This is a genomic window from Serratia sp. (in: enterobacteria) (assembly GCF_051654945.1).
In the GTDB taxonomy this organism is placed as follows: domain Bacteria; phylum Pseudomonadota; class Gammaproteobacteria; order Enterobacterales; family Enterobacteriaceae; genus Chania.
The window spans coordinates 14291-32343 of sequence record NZ_JBOFZA010000078.1 but is presented as its reverse complement, the minus strand read 5'-3'; the positions used below and the strand labels follow the sequence as shown (position 1 = coordinate 32343).

The following is an 18053-nucleotide window of genomic DNA, read 5'->3' as shown; positions in this document are numbered from 1 at the left end:
AACCTGTGTTCGGCCCTGTCCCATCCTATCCTGTTAATTATAAATAAAAATCGCAGCGAAAACCGTATTGGTTTGGAACCGGGGGTCGTAAAGCCAGTTGTTCCCCAAGTCAGCATCAGCCGTTTTCCTATATCCGGTTTATGTGAGCCCTCTTGTAGACAACATAAAAAATCGCTCAGAAAAAATTCCCAGAAAAACTCTGTAATGTTAGCTATATTTATAATGCTGACTAATAAAATAATTACACCTTTAGTCTTGATAAATTAACAGAGTCCTTACGCTGAAACCAATTAACAACCATCAGTGACGCTATATTAATACTTGGCTGGTAATTTAAGAAGTGTTAATCCTCTACTCGATGAGGAATGAGTGTAATTATCACCTACAGGATGATTATGATGGACAAAAACAATGCTCACTCAACAATCAATTCACAGGTATCACCCCATGCACAGGATATCGTGAATATATTAAAAGATCACTCTATAATTCGAATTTATCCTGAAGGTAAAAAACTTAATCTTTTACAAAATGGCGATTTCATTACCTACTTAATAATCAAAGGAAATGTTTCTCTCTATCGAGGTAATGACAATCTGAATATGTTTACTATGACGTCACCTGCCTTGGCTGGGATAGGGAACTCTCCGGATTCATTTATAGAGGGTTACTTAAAAACATTATGCCCATGCCAGATAGGGACGATCCTCTCGAGTCAGGCCAGGGATTTGATTGTCAAAAATAACGCTTGGGAACTATTTTCCAAACATCTGCTTGTCGCTTCCAAAAAGATTTTCGTCTTTTCCCAACGTATTAGTACCCCTAACGCATACAGTGTCATTCGCTATCAGCTATTCGAACTGATGAGTGAAGATATAAATATGCGAAGTAATATTACCATAGCAAATTACATTATGAATAAAGTCCCTTTGTCACGTAGCAGGATAATGGGTATAATTTCCGATCTTAAAGCAGGTGGGTATATAACCACCGACCGTGGTAAGCTTGTGAAAATAATTAATTTACCTGAAAAATATTAATCTATTTTTTCTGTGTAAATAATTATTGGGTTTCCTTTGTAAACTCGAAAAATGATGGTGCCCGGACTCGGACAAGTTGGTCTGGAACAAATGTGAACAACGCTTTGCGTTGGCCCACAAGGGTGAGCGACAAGGATGTAGCTCATAATCGAACGTAGTTCGATGGAGAGTCCGTACTCAGAAAGCAAAAAAACCCGCCATAGGCGGGTTCTTCTAAATGATGGTGCCCGGACTCGGACAAGTTTGTCTGGAACAAACTTGAACAACGCTTTGCGTTGGCCCGCAAGGGTGAGCGACAGGGATGTAGCTCATAATCGAACGTAGTTTGATGAAGAGTCCGTACGCAGAAAGCAAAAAACCCGCCATAGGCGGGTTCTTCTAAATGATGGTGCCCGGACTCGGAATCGAACCAAGGACACGGGGATTTTCAATCCCCGTGTCGTAGGTAACAAGATGTAAAAAGTGGGTAAGCTATAGTTTTCTATGGTGTTTATGCTCGAATCAACTAAATTCGAGTGTACACATGGACAATATCGTTACAAAAGCCACTACTGCTTCTGTCAGTGCTAAGCCACAAATCGTGCCTATGGTTTCAACCAAAGGCGGAGAAGGTAAATCCACTCAAAGCGCCAACCTTGCCGGTTTCCTTGCCGATGCAGGTAAAAAGACTCTCCTCATTGATGGTGACCACTCCCAACCCACCGCAAGCAGCATTTTCTCCCTGGAATATGAGGCCCCCAACGGTTTGTATGAGCTGTTGATGAAGACGGTCGACCTCAATCACCCCGAACAAATCATCTCCCGTTCCGCTATCCCAAATCTGGACATCATTGTTTCCAACGATCCCCATGACCGTTTATCTTCTGCCATGCTGCATGCCCCTGATGGTCGTATGCGGCTGAAGAATGTTCTGCAGCACCCTTTGTTCAACGAGTACGACGTCATCATCATTGACTCCAAAGGTGCGGCGTCTGTGATGCTTGAACTGATCCTGGTAGCCAGTACGGAATTCGCTGTCGGGGTTATCAAGCCTATACTGCCGGATACGCGTGAGTTTCTGCGTGGCACATTGGGGTTGATGGAAGGATTATTGCCGCTGACCAGCTACGGTATTGCGTTACCGCGTATCCGTATTCTGACGAACTGTATGGAGTACACCAATCTGGACTGGCAGACCCTGAATAGTCTGCGCGGCATTATCGCAAACGGCCAATATTTGCGTGCAGATACCTTCGACGTCTCTCTTCTCGATACCATCATCCCCAAGCTGGAAATTTACAAAATGGGGCATGCTTCCGGCCAACCTGTTCATCGTCTCGAAAGAACCACCACCCGTACATCAACGCTCGCTGCTGCTGACACTATGTATGAGCTGGCCTGCGAGTTGTTCCCTAACTGGATTGCCGACTTCGACGTTCTGCGTCAGGAGGCAAATAAATGAATATTGAACAGCTTGTGACCTTTCTTAATGAACAGCGCGAGTTAGCCGCACCTGCACCCTGGCAGGTTCTTGAACTCTATAGCGATGGCGTCACTGTCGTGGATGTCAACGGCTTCGAGCATCTGGAAATCCCTAATGTCGCGATTGTTCCAGACTGGGAAAAACTTGGGCTTGAGCACTGGTCGGATAAAGGTGGGAGCCGTGATGTGAGTCTTGAGGAGCAACGGGCTAATGGTTATCTGGCCGCTGCAGCACCACAGCTACTGGCTTACGTCAATGTGCTTAATCGTAATTTGGAAACCACGGAGAATGCGCTGCGCCGCATGCTGAAAATGCATGCGTTGATGATGGCAAAAACCAATCATGCTGCCAGCTTCTATGATGCCGAATGTCTTCTCGAAATGGCCGAGGCTCCGTATGAGGCAGCTGCGGTGCTTGAGCATATCCGTGGCGCAGATGACGATAATACGGACCTAAAGGCAACTTGCGTAGGGTGCGGTTGTACAGATGGCCACGCCTGCCTGGATAAAAACAGCAAGCCATGCAGTTGGCTTAAGATCAATCGTGAAACCGGGATGGGTGTATGTTCTTCCTGCCCGACTTTTCTTGAGTGCCCGTTGACAACGGGCAGTGAAGAGCCGGAGGTTCGCCATGACTGACTTGACTATCCCTTATTCCTCCGATGCTGAGCAGGCCGTTCTCGGTGGCTTGATGTTGGATAACCAACGGTGGGATGACGTTCTCCCATTGGTTGGAGATCGTGATTTTTATCTGGCGGTACATCGCCGAATTTTCCAGGCCATGGCTCGTCTGATGGCTGTTCAGCAGCCGATTGATCTGATTACGCTCCACGAATCACTGGAACAAAATGGTGAGCTCGAGCAGGTAGGCGGTTTTGCCTATCTGGCGGAGTTGTCTAAAAACACACCGAGCGCAGCCAATATTGTCGCCTACGCCGGGATTGTCGCTGAACGCAGTCGTCTGCGAAGCCTGTTGCAGCTCGGACGTGAATTGAGCGCTGATGCTGCCAATCCGCGCGCTGAGTCCGCGGCTCTGACCGAACGTGCTGAACATCAATTGTTCCTGCTCTCTGAGCAAACCCAGTCACAGCAGAATGTCAGCCTGACCGATGGGCTGAATGCTGTCGTGACCTATCTGGAGACGGTGAATGGCGGTAATGGTATCACCGGCACCCCGACCGGTTTTTCAGAGCTTGATGTGATGACGTGTGGTCTGCAGCCCGGGGATTTGGTTTTGCTTGCTGCACGGCCGTCGATGGGTAAAACCGCCTTTGCGTTGAGCGCCTACACCGGCGCGCTTCGTGGCACGGAGAAACCTGCATTCTTCTTTAGCCTGGAAATGCCGCGGGAGCAGCTGCTTCAACGCCTGATTGCTGTAGACGGGCGGGTTGAACTTTCACGTCTGCGCAGTGGCCAGCTGGATGATGAAGATTGGGGCCGTATTTCCAAGGCGATGGAGCGGTTGTTGCCATTGGAAAACCGCCTGATTATTGACGATGAATCGTATTTGACCCCCGCACTGCTACGCTCCAGGGCACGCCGCTATTTCCGGTTGTACGGTAAGCCGGGTTTAATCATGGTCGATTACCTGCAGCTGATGCGTTGCCCTGGCCAGGAAAATCGCACCCAGGAAATCGCGGAAATTTCCCGCAGCCTGAAAGCGCTGGCCAAAGAACTCGATTGTCCCGTCGTAGCACTCTCTCAGCTGAACCGTCAGCTGGAAAGCCGCGCTGACAAACGTCCCTTTAATGGGGATCTGCGCGATTCAGGTGCGCTGGAGCAGGATGCCGATGTGATCGCCTTCATCTACCGGGATGAGGTCTATTACGCTGATTCTGATGATGCCGGCACGGCAGAAATTATCATTGGTAAACAGCGGCAGGGCGCAACGGGTACCGTTCGCGTCAAGTTTGAAGGGCAATTCACCGCGTTCAGCGACCTCCACGACGGTCTGTATGACCAATACTCGGGGAGGGCGTAACCATGGCGCGTGCTAAAACCAAGATCCTCGATCTGAACAGTGCTTTGCTCCAGCAGGGCAAGACTGCAGCAGGCACACAACCTTTAGCTCCTGTGGCGGCGGAGACCCCCGTCAGTGAAATGCCAATGGTACTGACACTGGATGAAGTGAACCCGAACCCGGATAACCCACGAACCACCCGCAACCCAAAATATGATGATATTAAAGCGTCAATTCGGGCGCGCGGGTTGGACACTGTGCCGAAAGTAACCCGTGATCCAGAGCGCCCCGAGCTGGGGTACTTCTTCAGTGATGGGGGGAATACGCGTTATGCCATTCTTTCCGAGCTCTGGCAGGAAACGGGAGAAGAACGATTTTATCGCTTCTCTTGTGTGTTCAAACCATGGCCAGGACGATTATCCTGCGTGATAGGTCACCTGGCTGAAAATGAAGTGCGTGGAGATCTGACATTTATCGAGAAAGCGTTTGGGATCAAGCAAGCACGCACACTTTTTGAAGATCAATTGGGTAAAACAGTTTCTTTACGTGAACTTTCAACGCTGTTGGGGGAATCTGGCTATCCAGTCCATAGTTCTAACATTAGTCGGATGGAGGACACCGTCCAGTATCTGCATCCTTATATGCCAGCACTTCTTGAATCAGGTTTGGGTCGCCCTCAGATTCAGCACTTACTTGCATTGCGTGCTCATGCCGAAAAGACCTGGCTGGATTTTGTAATAGAAGGGGGATCTCAAGAGGCATTTAAGTCGGTATTCGGTAGGGTATGTTCTCAATTTAATGATCCTGAATTGTATTCACTGGATATGTTCCGTGATGAGTTGATTGGGGCACTCATTAACGCGTTACCACACCCGTTGCTCAATTATGACCGCTGGTTACTGGAGCTCGATCCCAAAGAGCAAAACCGGCGCAAGCACCTTGGTGAGCCGACGTTAACGCCCAAGTTGTCAGGCAAGGGCAATACTGTCGAGCTGGCGCCAGCACTGCAACAGGAAGATACCGGTGGGCAAACGGAACCTGAAATGCTGGGTGGTGGCACTTCTTTGGTGCTGGACAGTGCGTTAGATGAGTCAACGGGTGATGCTGATGAGGAATCACAGGAGACTCAGGAAGAGGAAACGCCTACAACTAAAACTGAACCACGTCTTGAAACGCAACCTGATTTATACGGTGCTCCTTCGGTGTTATCTGGTGACGTTGAAACGGTTTTAGACGGTGAAAATACCACCGTCAATGAAGCCCCTCTGCCTGGCGCTCATGAGTCGACCGCCCCTCACAGCAATACCGGGACACAGCCAAAGCAAGGTGTAGCCCCTGCTGCAGAGGTGCCCTTCGCTGAGGTAGGACTTGAGCCGGTTTCTTCCATTTGGGCTATTTCTGCCCTGCAGGACGATATCGAGCACCTGCAGGTGATCACCTTCCGATTGGCATTCGAGCTGGCCGAAGTGGCGGGCTGCGAAGCTGAAATCAAATCCGATAAAGCCGACTTGCGAGCTGTCGGCTACGCATTGACTGCCGAACGCCCATCTCGCTTCACCGCGTTACTCCTGACCCTTGCCGGCAACAATCTGGACGGTGCTTCATCCAGCTCGCTCAATGAGGCCCTTATCGGTTCGGAAAATGCGGCCGACTGGCCTTTGCTTGACGATATTCATGCCGTGAAATTGATGCGTCTTATTCGCGTTTTGCGTCGTCTGCGTGAACTGCAGCGTGACTTATCTGCAACAGAGGAGACAGCCTGATGAGCCATTCACAACGACAGGCGCGCCTGGTGAAACTGGTGCGCAAACTGCTTGAGCTGGCTCGCAGCAACAGCAATGCGCATGAGGCTGGGCTGGCGTTAGCCCGGGCGCAAAAACTGATGCAGAAATACGGCATCAGCGAACTGGAGGCCAGCCTTTCTTCTCTTCAGACGGCACCGAGCCGGGGAGCACCTTCCGAAGCGAAACAAAAACTGCCCGAATGGATGTCTGGTCTGGCGTGGGCGATTGCCCGAGCCTTTGGATGCCGTTTGTATTTCTCCTGGCGCGATACCGCTTCAGGCCAGCGCCGCAACGTGACGTTCTACGGTTTTAGTGAGCGGCCGGCCGTTGCGGCTTATGCGTTCGATGTGCTGAGCCGGCAGTTGAAAGATGCGACTGCAGACTACCTGAAAACCCAGAATAAGCGCCTGAAAATGAGTACGCGCCGTGCACAAGCAGAGCAGTTTCGTGCCGGCTGGGTTGCCGGCGTTCGGAGAGTAATTACGACGTTTACCGTTACTGAACAGGAATGCGAGCTGATGGGGACCTGGCTGGAAAGCCAAAAGATGGGGGAGCTGCAAACGCGCACCCCGAAAGCCTGCCGCGGTGATGATATTGCCCGTTTACGTGGATACGAGGCAGGCCAGAACGCCCGATTACACCAGGGTGTTCAGGGGGCCGCTGCCGCAGGAATTGGTTATCAGGGAGGACGTAACTCATGAGTCCTTATTTGTTGACCTTCATTAATGCCGGGGGGATTCACTATGAGTAATAGCTTGTCTCAGGCGACGAACAGCCTGCTCACTCAGCTCGTGATGGAACTTAAATCAGGTTATATCCGCCGTTGTGAGTCGCTGGGGCTGACAACGGAAGAGATGCAGTTGCTGCACGGTTTGACCATTGAGGACCTGCATTACCTGATGAACAGCTCGGTATCGGTGCTGACCTTTCAAATCCATCACGAGAATTTCTCATTGATGTTGCAGCACGCACGCCGCGAGCAGCAGCGCATGCAACGGATTGATCGGGCTTTGGCATTGGGGGGCTCTATCGAAATGATGCAACACTATTTTGGCCTTTCCACCGTTGAAGTTGCCGCCCGCCGGCGCATGACCGGTATCAACATTCGTCAGGGACGCTGTGCGGCGCTCAGCGATGACGAGAACGCGGCATTGTGGCGCCAGTGGCAAAAAGCTGACATCGATGACACCTCCAGTGCAGAGGGACTGGACGTCATGATGCTGGCCGCCGAGCAGATGGATGTTTCCCTGACGGCTGTCTGGCATGCCGTTCGCAGCTTCGATGCCCCTCAGACTGCGACTGCCAGAAAAGCCATTCAGGCCGTGCGTACGCCGGGAGGAAATGCAAGGAGGCTGGCATGAAGCCGGTGATATTAATGCCGGGGTTGCAGGTCCCCCGTTCGGTGCCGCCGTCCTGTCAGAAAAAGGCGAAGGAGCAGGTCAAGCGCTTCCGCCGCGGGGAGCGTAATTACAAGCACCTTCATGTCAAAGGCAAGCACGCCCCCGGGCGTGCCTGGATGAAAATTGATATCGGTACCAGTTGGCGACTGCTTAGCCGAAACAGTGGTGATGACTGGGAGCTGTTGACCCACGAGCGCTACAACAATGAACTGTGGAAGTGATGACATTCACCCTGTACCTGGTGTCGGGTACAGGCCTGAGTGCCGTTAGGCCAACAACAGCTTGATGCCTTCGCCCTGTGGGCGGGGGCAGCGTAAAAGGATGCGCAAAATCGATGAGCATAAATAAAACACCTGATGACAGCCTGATCACCTTTACGCTCGAACAAATGAATGCCCGCATGGCAGAACGAATAGGCGCGGAAAAGCACGCGGGGATTACCGATGTCACGAATCTGCGCAGCGGCCTGCTGTACATGGGCAATGTGCATGATTCCATCCCCCGTCGGTTGCTCCTGGATACCCGTCTGTCACCGCTTGATAAAACCGCGTGGATAATGATCCGCCTGTACGCGCAACAGAACCAGGGCGCCGTATTCCCCACCTATGACGAACTGCAGCTGCAGCTCGCCTCGCCGTTTAACGGTAAGGCGTCCCGCGAGACTGTCAGCCGCGTGTTGCTGATGTTACGCCTGACCGGCTGGCTCAGTCTGTGCCGGTGTGTGCGTGACGACAAGGGGCGGGTGAGGGGGAATATCTATGCCCAACACGATGAGCCACTCTCGGCCCGTGATGCGGAGACATTGGATCCAACCTGGCTGGATACGGTCGCCATGGGCTGCGCGCATAAAAACCGCACCGTCAACCAGACGGCCTGGTCGGTACTGTCCGATATTCAAAATGACCCGACAATGCGTCATCAGCATTCCCAGATGGCGGCAATTGCTGAACGACTGGGCTCACCACAAACCCCGCAACAGATGGCCGCCAGAGTGTCTCAACGGCAGGACAATTCCCCCAGTTCGGACGGCGAACTCAGTAAAAAATCCCCGGGTTCGGATACCGAACTCAGTGTAAAACAGGGAGGCAAAACACCGAGTTCGCTTTCCGAACTCATCCTGAAATCAGTCACTTACGGTGCATCACCGAAACCGAACTGTAACGTACGTTCTTTCACACAGAGTGTGAATAAAACAACGTACGTACCTGAGTTACCGGCCGAACTGCAGAACAGCATAGCGACGGATGATCAGCGGCAGATTGGTGTCCAGCTTAAGGCATTGCCTGCAGAGGTTGCCCGTCAGGTACTGGAGAGTCTTGAGCAGGCGATGGCCAAAGGCAGCCTGAATAACCCCACTGGCTGGCTGCTGGCGGTGATCAAGCGCGCCCGGAACGGTGAGCTGTATGCGAGTGCCAAATCCCCAGAACCTGCCAGGCCTGTACCGCGACGCCAAATACCTTGCTCTGCGGCGCCAGCAAAACCAACAGATCCAGTCCGCCAACACCTGGCGTCGCGGGACCATGTGAGCGGTGTTGTGGCCAAATTGCGCCAGCAAATGATGCGGGCAAAAAAATGAGTCGTGAGTGCAGATAATCAAGTTGTTCAAAAATAGACCACCACTACCACTGGTAGCATTGGTTGAAAAGTCACCGCTGTTGACAGTGTCAACAGTGATTAAAAAGTAACCGCTGTTGGAAGTGTCAGCGGTGGTTAATAAAAAGTCCGTTCTTGCAGCGTCAGTAGTGGATAAAAAATGCACTACTTAGGCTGCGGCTTTGTGGGGAAAACCGAATAGGGTACCAACCAAGGCACTCTTTTTCATTTCGTACAGAAAAAGAGTTTTGAATTGCTGCGAATGGTGTCTGTCGAGACTATTTCAAGCCAAACATACTCCCAGTAGTTAGAAGGATGATCAAAATGGCAGATTCAACAGAGAATACCCAACACAAGCCTGCACAGACGCGAGCCGGGGCACTGAAATCGACGTTAACCGTCCAGTTACATACACAATATGCAATATTGTTATGGGAAGGGAGGCAGCGTGAGAAGGAGTCAAATAAACCACAAATAGTCAGCATGCCTCAGGTCATCGCCCGAGCCGGGAAAATTAATGCTGATTCAAACGCTGACAATCCTTATGCCGATGGCGCGATGTTGTCATTGGAGCAGGCTATTGAACGTGGCACTGCACGATTGCAGAGCGCAGTAGCAGAGCTTGATACCGTCTTATCCAGCTTGCCAGGCCAGGTGTCGATGTCAGAAGTCTCATCAGTATCTCCGCTGAATATCGGTGTATTTAGTCGTACCCCGCTCGGGTATCGCTGTGTCTGGTTACTCGTTGGCTTTGATCAACTGGCGATGAAAGCATTCCAGGCATGGCACTACGGGTTGATCTCCCGACAAAAGCGGGATGACTTATTGAGTCAGGGGGGGCATTGGGTGCGCCAGGTTTATGGGGTGGTACAACAGTATCGTTCCGTAGCCGTTACGCGTGATGATATTCGTCTCCAAACTCTGGTCGGTACGGATGCCATAAAGCGTCTGGGGGAGCCTGACGAAGATATTATGTCGGGGGCGTCCCGCTCTGCTTTCTCGCCACCACTCAAGACCCCTGCATTAACTTCCTCTAAAAAAGGAGCTAAATCATGAGTATGAATCGACAGGTAAAGTCTGTTTTGATGCCGGGTGTACTCTGCACCGCGTTATTGTTAACGGGTTGTGCAGGCACTGAGCTGGGTGAATGGAACCAAAAAATCAGTGACGCTGCCCATACACTGGCAGGCGGTGGCAGCGGTGGCAGCGGTGGCAGCGGTGGCTCCAGCGAGAGCGGTATGCCCTGGATGACCCGGGCCGGTATTTCCGGGCCCCGGCAGGATGTACATCATACGTATACGCTCCCGGTGGACGTTGATACCGCGGCGGCGCGGCTGAAAAGCCATTATCAGTTTATCTCCTCCGAAGAACTGGAAAGTCTGCGTCAGCGTGATCAGCATGGCAAGTGGAGCGCGAGCTCTATTGATGAAGCGCGCCCGGTCTGGTCAGCAAACCAGGGCAGTTATTACAAGATGGGCCAGGAATGGAAAGGCAATGATCGCCTTGAGCTCGAAGTGGTCAAGTCCGGCGCCGGCAGTCGGCTGAAAGTGACGTACAGCTCACCGGATGCGTCGCACCTGACCGATGCCTACCTCGGACGTTTGATGACGCAGCTGCAGCAGGTCGCTAAAGGTCAGCTGGGCTGACGGGGGGTATCTGATGCAACTCTACCTGTGCGAGAAACCCAGCCAGGGTAAAGATATCGGCGCCATACTCGGGGCGACGCAGCGTAAGCAGGGTTACCTGGCGGGCGCCGGCGTCATTGTCACCTGGGCTATCGGGCATCTGCTGGAACAGGCCCAGCCGGAGACCTACGGTGAGCAGTTCGGCAGTCCCTGGCGGGAGTCCGTTCTTCCTATCGTCCCTGCCCAGTGGAAAATGGCGGTAAAAAAAGACACGGCCGATCAGTTCGCTGTCATCCGCGGGTTGCTCAAACAGGTTGATTCCGTGGTGATTGCGACCGATGCAGACCGCGAGGGGGAGGTGATCGCGCGGGAGTTACTGGAACATTGCCACTTTACCGGCCCGGTTCAGCGGCTCTGGTTGTCAGCGCTGGATGAGGCCAGTATTAGGCATGCCCTGGCAAACAAACTCCCTGGCGAGAAGACCGCTCCTCTGTATGAAGCCGGCCTGGCACGCGCCCGGGCTGACTGGATGACGGGGATGAATTTAACCCGGCTCTACACGCTCAAGGCCCGCGAGCAGGGATACGGCGAGGTGTTGTCGATCGGGCGGGTGCAGACCCCCACGCTGGCGCTGGTCGTGAACCGAGACCGCGACATTGCCAACTTCATCTCCAAACCGTACTGGCAAGTCAGGGCGATGCTGCAGAAAGGTGGGATCGCCTTCCCGGCAAACTGGGTACCTGCCGCCAACTACTGTGATGAAGAGAAGCGCTGTATTCAACAGAATGTGGCGCAGGCCGTCGTGCAGCTGTGTCAGCAAACGGCTAATGCCGTTGTGCTTGAGGTGGGGACCGAGCGCAAGAAAGAGTCCGCGCCGTTGGCCTTTGACCTGGGCACCTTGCAGCAGGCCTGCTCACGCAAGTGGGGGATGAGCGCCAACCAGGTCCTGAGTATCGCGCAGTCACTGTATGAGACGCACAAGGCCACCACGTATCCCCGGACGGATTGCGGCTATCTGCCGACATCGATGCGGGAAGAGGTTGCCGATGTGCTGAGCGCTGTTACCCGCACGGACCCAACGCAGAGCGAAAGCGTGGCCAGGCTCGACAGGACTTTTGTTTCCCGTATCTGGAATGACAAAAAAATCACGGCGCACCATGGGATTATCCCAACCAAACAGCCGTTCGACCTGAGCAAGCTGTCTGCCGACGAGCTCAAGGTCTATCAGCTGATCCGGCAGCATTACCTGGCACAGTTCCTGCCGTTACATGAAGTGGATGTCACGGAAGCGACATTCAATATCGGCGGGCAACTGTTCCGCACACGCGGCAAGGTCGAGGCGGTAGCTGGATGGAAAGTGTTGTTCCAGCATGACGCGAGCGAGGCGAAAGAAGAACCGACCGACACGGATGATATCCGGCTGCCGGCACTGGTAAAAGGTGAAGCCGTCGCGGTTGCCGGCGCTGAACTCAAAGCGCTGCAGACGAAGCCCCCGGGACATTTCACCGACGGGACACTGATCGCCGCCATGAAAAATGCAGCGGCGTTCGTCAATGACCCGCAACTGAAGAAGGTGCTGAAAGAGAACGCGGGACTGGGTACTGAAGCGACGCGTGCCGGTATCCTGGAGACGCTGTTTAAACGCGGGTATCTGGAGAAGAAGGGCAAAATCTTGCTCTCCACGCCGATCGCCGGGGAACTGATTGATGCGTTACCGACCGCGTTGACCAACCCCGGGATGACAGCGCTGTGGGAGCAGGCGCTGGACGAGATTGCCCAGGGCCAGATGACACTCGATACGTTCATGAGCCGCCAGGCACAGTGGACTGGGCACCTGGTGGAGAAAGGGAAGACGCAGGCGGTGAAGTTCACTGCGCCACCTTCACCGCCGTGCCCGACATGCGGTGGGACGATGCGCCGGTGTGCAGGCAAGAAAGGTGGAGGGGCCTTCTGGGGCTGCAGTAATTACCCCACTTGCCAGGGCATCATCAACATTGATGCAAAAGGTGGTCGTAAGGCTAAGCGCTATAAAGCAAAATCACCGGCTAAAAATAAAACAACCGGAGCGGAGTAAGAGATTGTCTGATGTACATAGCTCAAAGTTTTGCTAATGTGGGCGGGCTTTGATGCAGGGTACCCCGTAACTGCGGTGGTGGGAAAATTCGTCCATGTTTTTTTCTGCTTCAGTTCGGTCAGCGGCCTCCACACTCAGGTTGGCTGTCAAGACGCATGCAACTCCGTGAAAAACGCGTCGGGAGACCAGGTTCCTCCCCGGAGTTAGACAGAATTCACAGAAGGCTAAGGTACCGGCTGTGCGGCGTTGATTTTCGGATCAACGCCGTTTTTATTTTATGGCTCTCAAAACAGAATATTACGGTTGACACTCTCGGTGCTTGCATTAAAAATGAACAAGCTTACTCGTTGTCTTCGGACAACCAGCCAATGCTTCAGCACTCTGTGAGAAGCGCTTTCGGGTGAGTGCCAACCAAAGTTTCAGCAGTCTGTGAGAAACGCCTTCGGGTGACTGCAAATAACCTTGTAGCCTGAAAGAGGGAGCCCATGTGGCGGTAACTCCGTTTAGCCTTTGAGAACGGGGATCACTTAACGGTGATGAAGGTCCATTTCACAATCAAGACAGTCTGCACTGCCGTACGACTTTGCAGACTCCCGACGGGAAACACTTTCCCGTCGGGGAAGGTGTATTTCTCCGTCACCGAATCTTTACTCCTGGAGAAAACATCATGTCTACTCAAACTCAACAAGCATCCACCAAAACTGAATACTTCAACCTGACTATCAAGGGCATGGGGTACCTCAGCAACATTCGTCAAGTCAATGGCCCGAATGGCACCTTTATCAGCTGTGTCGTTAATGGACTCTCAGGTCCTACCGATAACGCCAGTTACACGCGTTTCGATGTAACGGTCGCCGGTAAAGAAGCCAGCAGCCTGATCAACCGCTGTCAAAAGTCGGTTGATGAAGACAAAAAGGTCCTGATTGGTTTTGTGCTCAGCAATCCCAAAACGGACATCTTCACGCTCAACAGCGGCGAACATGCCGGTGAACAGCGCGTCAGCCTCAAAGCCCGCCTTATCAAGGTCGATTGGATCAAAATCGGTCAGGAAAAGGTGTATCAGGCTGAGAAATCCGACTCTACGCCGCCTCAGCAAGGTTCCGCACAGCAACAATACGCGGAAAACTCTTTCTGATAACGCCCTCTGCGCCTCGATTTCGGGGCGTTTTTCCCTTTCTAATTCTATTCCCTATGAGGATTCGATTATGGCGTCTCGCGGCATAAACAAAGTTATACTTGTCGGTCATCTTGGCCAGGATCCGGAAGTCCGTTACATGCCAAATGGCGGTGCGGTTGCTAACATTACCCTGGCGACCTCTGAGAGCTGGCGAGATAAGGCGACCGGTGAACAGAAAGAAAAAACCGAATGGCACCGTGTCGTGTTGTTTGGCAAGCTTGCCGAAATTGCCGGTGAATATTTGCGTAAGGGCTCGCAGGTTTACATAGAAGGCTCCCTGCAGACACGCAAATGGACCGATCAGGCCGGTGTTGAAAAATACACCACTGAAATCGTCGTCAACATTGGCGGCACTCTGCAGATGTTGGGTGGGCGTTCGCAACCTGCCATCGCCGGACAATCAGTCCAGGGCAGTTGGGGGAAACCTCAGCAACCCTCGCACAGCGGTACGCCGGCCCAGCAACCCCAGCCAGCTCAATCGGGCGGGAATGCCGCGCCGATGGATTTTGATGATGACATCCCATTTTGACCTGGATGACATTCATTGACATACTGCATATAGCGTCTGCTGTGTGCAGTTTTTTCTTTCTACTTACCGGAGGCTCCCATGGGAACTCGTTACGATACCGACGTGGTCGCCTGGGCGAATGAACAGGCGGCGTTACTGCGCGCCGGTAAACTCAGCCAGCTGGATATTGAAAACATTGCCGAGGAGATTGAGGACGTGGGCAAAAGTGAAAAGCGCGAACTGGCCAGCCGGATGGCGGTTTTACTGGCTCATCTTCTGAAGTGGCAATTTCAGCCGGGGCGTCGTGGCTCAAGCTGGCAGCGAACAATAAAAGAGCAGCGTAAATCAGTACGCTTGCGTATACGTAAGACGCCAAGTCTGAAAGTCTGCCTTGCAGACGCGGAATGGCTCGAAGAGGTGTGGTCTGATGCAGTCGCAAATGCGGCAGAAGAGACTGGCCTCGATGGTTTCCCTGATAATTGTGTCTGGTCTTCGATTCAGATCCTGGATGAAGACTTCTACCCAGAGCAGTAAATCTGGATAGACAGTATGAGCGCTGACCTTTGGTTGGCGCTTTTTTTTATTTTGCAATAAAGAGTTGTTAATTGAGCACCTCGTCCGGTAACCGCACAGTGACACCTGTCAATTGTCACTGAACAGGAAACCTTCCGGATGAAAAAAACAATTCTCGTCTCATCCCTGGCAGCACTCATGCTGACCGGGTGCGTTACTCAGCAGCCCCTGCAGCAGCGTGATATTTTCCCTGTCACGCCGTCTGTCATCGTCACCCGCAACGTTCAGCCGGTCAGTCCGGATGCCTACGGGCAGGCGCCGGAGGTGGTGCGCTACGACCGTTATTTACTGGTCAGCACTGATCCAGCGGCCGTTCAGCGTGATCCGCTCTCGCAAATCATCGATATCCGTATTCCGGCGTCCGTCAAACCGACGGTTGCTGATGCGTTGCGCTATGCGCTGCGTCAGTCGGGCTATTCCCTGTGCGCGACCGGACCGGCAAACGGCGTGTTGTACCGCCAGGCGTTGCCGGCGGTGCAGTACCAGCTGGGACCGATGCGTTTGCGTACCGCGCTGCAGGTACTGGCCGGCCCTGCGTGGCAGCTTGAGGTAGACGACGTACAGCGTGTTGTCTGCCACAGCTTGCGTGACGGGTATCAGTTGCCGGCGACACAGCTTCCGCCGGTGGCGCCGGCCAGGGCTGTTTCAGCACGTCCTGCTGCGACGGTCATTGTCCCTCAGGCTGTTAACGCGGTACCGGCAACCGGCGGGTGGCTGAAAAAATGACTGAGCATAATGAAAACAGGGTGCCGATGACGTCGGCAAAAAAAGGGTTGCTACGCAGCAAGACCTTCTGGGGGGCAACGGCCGGCGTTGTTGTTGTCCTGGTTGCTGGCCTCGTCGGTTCAGGGGCTATCAGGCATGTCGACCAGCGTATTGCCCTACTTGAGCAGGCACAGAAAGCACTGGCGCCGCAGGATGGCATAAACTCTATGGCCGATGAGCTGCAGGCGCATGCTAAGCAGCTTAAAAGCCTGGCTGAGCGCCAGGACTCGCTCATGCGGCAGATTGGGGCGCTGACGCTAACCAATGGGCTACTGGAGAAACTTGAGCAACAGCTGCAGGCTCAACAGGTTGAGTTAAATGCGCTGAAAGACAGCATTGAGTCTGTGAAAAAGTCAGCGACTGAAAAGCCTGTACCGACTGTAGCACCCTCAACGGACGTACCCGCTGCACCTTCAGCCACCGCCAAAATCATCCCAAAGCACAAGCCCACGCCAATTAAATCCTCCCCGCGTAATGCGGTTCCTCGTGTGGTGCGTAAAGCGCCATTCGTGCTGACCGGGGTGGAGCAGCGCGGGACGTCGGCCTTTGCGGCTGTGGCGCCGCAGGGGTTCAGTGATTTGTCGCAGGTGCGGTTAATCGGGGAAGGGGAGTCGGTCGCCGGCTGGACCCTGGTCAGTGCCGGCTACGGGCAGGCGACATTTCGTGTGAACGGCAGCCTGCAGACCGTCAGCGCTCAGTAAGGAGACGATAATGAAACTGAAATACAGCGTGATTGCCCTGGTGCTGCTGAGCCCGTTATCACAGGCGGCGCAACAGACGTCCATCGAGAACAGCCAGTCTGCCCTGAGTGAGCTTCAGCGGAGCCAGGCCAACAAGACGGCGCAGCAGGGCAAGCAGTGGGGCCTCAGTGGGGAAGAGTACCAGCGTTATCAGCAGTTGATGGATGGTCCCCGCGGGACACAGTCCCCGGGGCTTGATCCGTTAACCGCCCTTGGTATTGAGGCTCAGAGCGACGCCGAACGTAAAAAGTACGCACAGCTGTGGGTGAAGCAGGAGTTTGTCCGCACAGAGAAAGAACTCAAGTTCCAGCATGAGGTGGATGCGGCCTGGCAGCGCCTCGGCGTGTTGCCGGTCAATATGGGCAACGCCGCGGGTATTGCACACGACACCGGCGGGCGACTGGCGCTATTCGTGAAAGCGAAAGACTGCGGCCAGTGTGATGCACGACTGGCGGCGGTGCTGGCAGATAACCGGCCGGTTGACATTTACCTCGTCGACAGTAAAGGGGATGACAGCCTGCTACGTAGCTGGGCGAAGGTGCATCACATTCCCGTCGACAAGGTGCGCGCACGTCAAATCACGCTCAATCATGACGGTGGCCGCTGGATGAAATTCGGCAACGGCCTGATGCCGGTGGTACTGCAACAAGGGGAAAACGGATGGACACTCGCCGCATTCTGACCCGGGGGCTATTGCCCCTGTTCGCCCTCCTGAGTTGCGGGGGGGCGGCAACCGTTCATGCGTCCACCCAGCAGGTCCCTTCCGGCTACCGGGAGGTGGCACTGCGTCACGGCGTCCCTCCGGAATCCCTGTATTCGGTGGCGCTGGCCGAGACCTCGATGGCGCCGAAAAGCATTGTCTCGGTGACCCGCGGGGCCGGTCCGGCCCCGGATGTGGAGCGCCCCTGGCCCTGGACCATAAACGTGGCAGGCAAAGGGTACCGCTACGCCAGCCGTCTGCAGGCCTGGGAAGCCCTGCAGCGCTTTTTGAAAACACATCCTCGCAAACGTATTGATGTCGGGATTGCCCAGGTCAATCTGGGCTGGAACGGCCATCACTTCACATCGACCTGGGCGGCGTTTGATCCGTACACCAACCTCAACGCGGCGGCGACCATCCTGCGGGAATGTTATGACCGCAACCCCGGGAGTTGGCTGGTTGCTGCCGGGTGTTACCACCACCCTGCCGGCGGTGCCCCGGCAGCCCGGTATAAATCCATTGTGAGCGGCAAGCTGGCACGCCTGAACGGCAGGGCATCTGCCCCGACCCGGGTGGCCAGTTCAACCCCCACGCCCACGGCGTTACCGGCACAAACGGCAGCGCTGACCTGGATTGAACCACGGAGCCAATAA

General features: G+C 53.9%; 19 protein-coding genes. All 19 read left to right on the top strand.

Annotated elements, in window-relative coordinates:
* Nucleotides 1-395: 395 nt before the first annotated feature.
* The 19 genes from ACRDCA_RS16155 to ACRDCA_RS16065 all read left to right on the top strand — a co-directional run bounded on the left by ACRDCA_RS16155 (nucleotide 396) and on the right by ACRDCA_RS16065 (nucleotide 18053).
* Nucleotides 396-1040 carry a helix-turn-helix domain-containing protein gene (locus ACRDCA_RS16155; protein ID WP_438690449.1) on the top strand — a complete coding sequence of 215 codons (645 nt, stop codon included), beginning with the start codon at nucleotides 396-398 and terminating at the stop codon, nucleotides 1038-1040.
* A 523-nt stretch (nucleotides 1041-1563) separates the two neighbouring features.
* Nucleotides 1564-2481, top strand: a complete 918-nt coding sequence (locus ACRDCA_RS16150) for a ParA family protein (RefSeq protein WP_438690448.1) — start codon at nucleotides 1564-1566, stop codon at nucleotides 2479-2481.
* Nucleotides 2478-3140: a hypothetical protein gene (locus ACRDCA_RS16145; protein WP_438690447.1), complete on the top strand. Its 663-nt coding sequence runs from the start codon at nucleotides 2478-2480 to the stop codon at nucleotides 3138-3140. Before ACRDCA_RS16150 ends, ACRDCA_RS16145 begins: the two co-directional genes overlap by 4 nt.
* Nucleotides 3133-4482, top strand: a complete 1350-nt coding sequence (gene dnaB-PI, locus ACRDCA_RS16140) for an SPI-7-type island replicative DNA helicase (RefSeq protein WP_438690446.1) — start codon at nucleotides 3133-3135, stop codon at nucleotides 4480-4482. Before ACRDCA_RS16145 ends, dnaB-PI begins: the two co-directional genes overlap by 8 nt.
* 2 nt (nucleotides 4483-4484) lie before the next feature.
* A complete protein-coding gene (locus ACRDCA_RS16135; RefSeq protein ID WP_438690445.1) occupies nucleotides 4485-6224 on the top strand; it encodes a ParB family protein in 1740 nt (579 codons plus the stop codon).
* Nucleotides 6224-6946, top strand: a complete 723-nt coding sequence (locus tag ACRDCA_RS16130; RefSeq protein WP_438690444.1) for a DUF2786 domain-containing protein — start codon at nucleotides 6224-6226, stop codon at nucleotides 6944-6946. The genes ACRDCA_RS16135 and ACRDCA_RS16130 overlap by 1 nt, the downstream gene beginning before the upstream one ends.
* A gap of 42 nt (nucleotides 6947-6988) precedes the next feature.
* Nucleotides 6989-7606 carry a DUF2857 domain-containing protein gene (locus tag ACRDCA_RS16125; protein ID WP_438690443.1) on the top strand — a complete coding sequence of 206 codons (618 nt, stop codon included), beginning with the start codon at nucleotides 6989-6991 and terminating at the stop codon, nucleotides 7604-7606.
* On the top strand, nucleotides 7603-7866 hold the full coding sequence (locus tag ACRDCA_RS16120; protein WP_438690442.1) for a ParE family toxin-like protein: 264 nt from the start codon (nucleotides 7603-7605) through the stop codon (nucleotides 7864-7866). Before ACRDCA_RS16125 ends, ACRDCA_RS16120 begins: the two co-directional genes overlap by 4 nt.
* Nucleotides 7867-7979: 113 nt before the next feature.
* Nucleotides 7980-9221 (top strand): STY4528 family pathogenicity island replication protein, encoded by a 1242-nt coding sequence (locus ACRDCA_RS16115; RefSeq protein WP_438690441.1) that lies wholly within the window; start codon nucleotides 7980-7982, stop codon nucleotides 9219-9221.
* Between the two features lie 341 nt (nucleotides 9222-9562).
* The gene (locus ACRDCA_RS16110; RefSeq protein WP_438690440.1) at nucleotides 9563-10294 is read left to right on the top strand and encodes a PFL_4669 family integrating conjugative element protein; all 732 of its coding nucleotides are present in this window, start codon (nucleotides 9563-9565) and stop codon (nucleotides 10292-10294) included.
* A complete protein-coding gene (locus ACRDCA_RS16105) occupies nucleotides 10291-10884 on the top strand; it encodes a hypothetical protein (protein ID WP_438690439.1) in 594 nt (197 codons plus the stop codon). Before ACRDCA_RS16110 ends, ACRDCA_RS16105 begins: the two co-directional genes overlap by 4 nt.
* 13 nt (nucleotides 10885-10897) lie before the next feature.
* Nucleotides 10898-12937 (top strand): DNA topoisomerase III, encoded by a 2040-nt coding sequence (locus ACRDCA_RS16100; RefSeq protein WP_438690438.1) that lies wholly within the window; start codon nucleotides 10898-10900, stop codon nucleotides 12935-12937.
* A 667-nt stretch (nucleotides 12938-13604) separates the two neighbouring features.
* Nucleotides 13605-14072, top strand: coding sequence for an STY4534 family ICE replication protein (locus ACRDCA_RS16095; RefSeq protein ID WP_438690437.1), 468 nt, complete (start codon nucleotides 13605-13607; stop codon nucleotides 14070-14072).
* Nucleotides 14073-14142: 70 nt separating this feature from the next.
* The gene (locus ACRDCA_RS16090) at nucleotides 14143-14643 is read left to right on the top strand and encodes a single-stranded DNA-binding protein (protein WP_438690436.1); all 501 of its coding nucleotides are present in this window, start codon (nucleotides 14143-14145) and stop codon (nucleotides 14641-14643) included.
* 78 nt (nucleotides 14644-14721) lie between these two features.
* Nucleotides 14722-15156, top strand: coding sequence for a DUF29 domain-containing protein (locus ACRDCA_RS16085; protein ID WP_013060261.1), 435 nt, complete (start codon nucleotides 14722-14724; stop codon nucleotides 15154-15156).
* A 138-nt stretch (nucleotides 15157-15294) separates the two neighbouring features.
* Nucleotides 15295-15921 carry a pilus assembly protein PilL gene (locus ACRDCA_RS16080; protein WP_438690435.1) on the top strand — a complete coding sequence of 209 codons (627 nt, stop codon included), beginning with the start codon at nucleotides 15295-15297 and terminating at the stop codon, nucleotides 15919-15921.
* On the top strand, nucleotides 15918-16661 hold the full coding sequence (locus tag ACRDCA_RS16075) for a hypothetical protein (RefSeq protein WP_438690434.1): 744 nt from the start codon (nucleotides 15918-15920) through the stop codon (nucleotides 16659-16661). The genes ACRDCA_RS16080 and ACRDCA_RS16075 overlap by 4 nt, the downstream gene beginning before the upstream one ends.
* Before the next feature lie 10 nt (nucleotides 16662-16671).
* A complete protein-coding gene (locus ACRDCA_RS16070) occupies nucleotides 16672-17382 on the top strand; it encodes a TIGR03759 family integrating conjugative element protein (RefSeq protein ID WP_438690433.1) in 711 nt (236 codons plus the stop codon).
* Nucleotides 17361-18053, top strand: coding sequence for a transglycosylase SLT domain-containing protein (locus ACRDCA_RS16065; RefSeq protein ID WP_259190459.1), 693 nt, complete (start codon nucleotides 17361-17363; stop codon nucleotides 18051-18053). The genes ACRDCA_RS16070 and ACRDCA_RS16065 overlap by 22 nt, the downstream gene beginning before the upstream one ends.

Coding starts and splice junctions, on each gene's coding strand:
- ACRDCA_RS16145 (WP_438690447.1), top strand. CDS start 2,478: ATGAATATTGAACAGCTTGTGACCTTTCTTAATGAACAGCGCGAGTTA.
- ACRDCA_RS16075 (WP_438690434.1), top strand. CDS start 15,918: ATGACTGAGCATAATGAAAACAGGGTGCCGATGACGTCGGCAAAAAAA.
- ACRDCA_RS16080 (WP_438690435.1), top strand. CDS start 15,295: ATGAAAAAAACAATTCTCGTCTCATCCCTGGCAGCACTCATGCTGACC.
- ACRDCA_RS16110 (WP_438690440.1), top strand. CDS start 9,563: ATGGCAGATTCAACAGAGAATACCCAACACAAGCCTGCACAGACGCGA.
- ACRDCA_RS16115 (WP_438690441.1), top strand. CDS start 7,980: ATGAGCATAAATAAAACACCTGATGACAGCCTGATCACCTTTACGCTC.
- ACRDCA_RS16120 (WP_438690442.1), top strand. CDS start 7,603: ATGAAGCCGGTGATATTAATGCCGGGGTTGCAGGTCCCCCGTTCGGTG.
- ACRDCA_RS16125 (WP_438690443.1), top strand. CDS start 6,989: ATGAGTAATAGCTTGTCTCAGGCGACGAACAGCCTGCTCACTCAGCTC.
- ACRDCA_RS16095 (WP_438690437.1), top strand. CDS start 13,605: ATGTCTACTCAAACTCAACAAGCATCCACCAAAACTGAATACTTCAAC.
- ACRDCA_RS16150 (WP_438690448.1), top strand. CDS start 1,564: ATGGACAATATCGTTACAAAAGCCACTACTGCTTCTGTCAGTGCTAAG.
- dnaB-PI (WP_438690446.1), top strand. CDS start 3,133: ATGACTGACTTGACTATCCCTTATTCCTCCGATGCTGAGCAGGCCGTT.
- ACRDCA_RS16070 (WP_438690433.1), top strand. CDS start 16,672: ATGAAACTGAAATACAGCGTGATTGCCCTGGTGCTGCTGAGCCCGTTA.
- ACRDCA_RS16100 (WP_438690438.1), top strand. CDS start 10,898: ATGCAACTCTACCTGTGCGAGAAACCCAGCCAGGGTAAAGATATCGGC.
- ACRDCA_RS16155 (WP_438690449.1), top strand. CDS start 396: ATGATGGACAAAAACAATGCTCACTCAACAATCAATTCACAGGTATCA.
- ACRDCA_RS16135 (WP_438690445.1), top strand. CDS start 4,485: ATGGCGCGTGCTAAAACCAAGATCCTCGATCTGAACAGTGCTTTGCTC.
- ACRDCA_RS16105 (WP_438690439.1), top strand. CDS start 10,291: ATGAGTATGAATCGACAGGTAAAGTCTGTTTTGATGCCGGGTGTACTC.
- ACRDCA_RS16085 (WP_013060261.1), top strand. CDS start 14,722: ATGGGAACTCGTTACGATACCGACGTGGTCGCCTGGGCGAATGAACAG.
- ACRDCA_RS16130 (WP_438690444.1), top strand. CDS start 6,224: ATGAGCCATTCACAACGACAGGCGCGCCTGGTGAAACTGGTGCGCAAA.
- ACRDCA_RS16090 (WP_438690436.1), top strand. CDS start 14,143: ATGGCGTCTCGCGGCATAAACAAAGTTATACTTGTCGGTCATCTTGGC.
- ACRDCA_RS16065 (WP_259190459.1), top strand. CDS start 17,361: ATGGACACTCGCCGCATTCTGACCCGGGGGCTATTGCCCCTGTTCGCC.